Origin of the sequence: Ornithinimicrobium sp., from assembly GCF_030537745.1 — a bacterium.
Taxonomy (GTDB): Bacteria; Actinomycetota; Actinomycetes; order Actinomycetales; family Dermatophilaceae; genus Ornithinicoccus.
The window spans coordinates 1-2418 of record NZ_JAUNVI010000123.1; the positions used below are offsets into that span (position 1 = coordinate 1).

The window sequence follows — 2418 nt, forward strand, 5'->3', positions numbered from 1 at the left end:
CAGTCCCGCCCGCTGGAGGCGTTCTACCCGGTGGTCTACCTCGACGCCCTCGTCGTGAAGGTCCGCGACGGCGCACACGTGACCAACCGGGCCGCGCACATCGCGATCGGCGTCGACATGGACGGGATCAAGCACGTCCTGGGCATCTGGGTCCAGGCGTCCGAGGGCGCGAAGTTCTGGGCGTCGGTGTGCTCCCAGCTGGCCAACCGGGGCCTCAAGGACGTGCTCATCGTCTGCTGCGACGGGCTGACCGGCTTCCCCGAGGCGATCGAGGCGACCTGGCCCGAGGCGATGGTCCAGACTTGCGTGGTCCACCTGATCCGCGCCAGCATGCGGTTCGTCTCCTACTCCGACCGCAAGGCCGTCGCGGCCCTGCTCCGCCCGATCTACACCGCGCCCGACGAGGACGCCGCACTGACGGCCCTGGCAGCGTTCGCGGACTCGGGCCTGGGCAGGAAGTACCCCGCGGCCGTGGCGACGTGGGAGCACGCCTGGGACCGGTTCATCCCGTTCCTGGCCTTCGGTCCCGCGCTGCGCAAGGTCATCTACACCACGAACAGCATCGAGTCCCTGCGCAAAGGCACACGGTACTGGTCGAGGGACACAGCCACCTAGAGACCTGCACCGACGACAAGGGTGGGGAGCAGCAGATCACCAAGGTAAGCGCCCTACACATCGGCGTCTCCCTTGACAAGCTACGTGGTGGCTCCTAACAGGACCGCTGGATGACCTCATGGCCCGACGCCCGTGCGGACGAACCCCTCGACGCAGCAGGCGCCCGGCTCGAGGTCGAGTTCGCGACCGCCGCCTGGGTCACCCGGTGGAACCACGACCGCCTACACACCTCCATCGGAACATCCCCCGACGAGCACGAGAACGAGCACTACGCTGCCCTCAACCACTCACCGGAACCGGCATGAGAGCGGCACGATCCCGAGAACGGTGCACGATGGAGGCCAGGCTAATCCGGCGCGACAGCTCGCTATCCAGGTTCGGGTTGGGAGTGGCGTTCGCTCAGCCCCGGCGACCGCTCGTCCTGAGGTGGACCGCTGCAGCGACCATAGTTATGAGAAGAAGCGCGCCTCCGAGTAGCGCGGCGGCGATGATGCTGAAGCTAGCCACAGTATAGCCGACACCTTCTCCGCGGAGCGCGAAGATGATCGTCCCCACCGCAGCGAGAGCCAGGGAAGGGCCCAGAGGCAGCAGCGTGGAACTGACCAGGACCCGGTCGACCTCTCGTCTGCTCAGTCCGATCCGATCCAGGATGGCGCCCTCGTGCACCGACCGCGACAGGTGATCTCCCACTGCGCGGACCAGAGCCGCGAAGAGGACCAGGCTTCCGAGGAACCAGGTAGCAAGGACCCAGTCGGCCGTCATGCGGCTGAAAGGAACCGGCCCCACCTTCTGCTCCACGATGACGGCCGGGGCTCCCGATGCAAGCGACAGTACATCGGCCTGGCTCCACGACGTCGGGGTCGACACCCACACAGCATTCGGCACAGGCTGTCCGTCGAAGACGGCCAGATCCCATTCCTGGAGCGTGGCCCGGACATCGTCTGGGAGGTCACCGGACCCGCACCTGGTGGTCGCGTCGAGACCGACGAACCGAAGCGCAGTCGGGCAGTCCGTGAGCACGACCCCGCCTCCCCCGCGCACCACCGGTGCGACAGCGATGTCTTTGCTCGTGGGCAAGGTGAACTCGAAGTTACTGCCCTCCTGCCAAGCCACGAGCGAAACAGACCGTTGCTCATGCTCCCAGGGAGAGTGCAGAATCTTGGTCGGCACTCCCTTCGCGATGGCGAACGCCGACGCTGTCACAAGGATGAGAAGGCCCGCCTGCGCGGACGGCCGGGACAGCAGCCTCGGCCTGCGCCGGAGCTGTTGCCAGCTGGTCCACATGGCGGGGGACACGGGCGCGGGTATCCGCGCCAGGAGGCGGGAGGCCGATGCCACTGCCAGAGGAAAGGTGACCACGGTCGCGGCGAAGCCGACCGCAAGAACCACGACCAGTCCGTCGCTCCCCCAGCGTTGCCCCAACGGCTGTGAAAGGAACATGACCGTCCATCCGACGAGATGACCGATGCCCGCAACAGTGACGACCCGACGCCCCGGCTCGCGGAGCGGCTTGGACCCGACCCGGCCCAGACCAGCGGTCGCGATCGATGTCCCCACCAGTGTCGCTACCGTGGCCACGACGACAGCCCAGGGAAGGTAGAGCGAGCCAGGCACGAGAACCGTGTCGCTGAGAGGCAGACTGGTGCGGTGGGGCACGACGAGCCACCACGTCAGCAACCCCACCAGTGCCCCGATAGCAGCTAGCACCAACGTCTCGAGGATCACGACGAGACGAACCCTTGGCCGGGCGATCCCCAGACGCCACATACTCGTAGCCCGGTCATCGACCAGGTGCGAGACGGC

Annotated in this window: 1 protein-coding gene and 2 pseudogenes; 2 read left to right on the top strand and 1 reads right to left on the bottom strand. The window is 67.0% G+C overall.

The window, feature by feature from the left end; genetic code table 11:
• Positions 1–588: pseudogene (locus Q4P07_RS14235) on the top strand (IS256 family transposase); the annotation flags it as partial.
• A gap of 197 nt (positions 589–785) precedes the next feature.
• A pseudogene (locus tag Q4P07_RS14240) lies at positions 786–920 on the top strand (IS3 family transposase); the annotation flags it as partial.
• 94 nt (positions 921–1014) lie between these two features.
• Here the strand turns inward: Q4P07_RS14240 and Q4P07_RS14245 are convergent.
• The coding region (locus Q4P07_RS14245; protein WP_303375574.1) for a hypothetical protein at positions 1015–2418 on the bottom strand (1404 nt) is incomplete at its 5' end.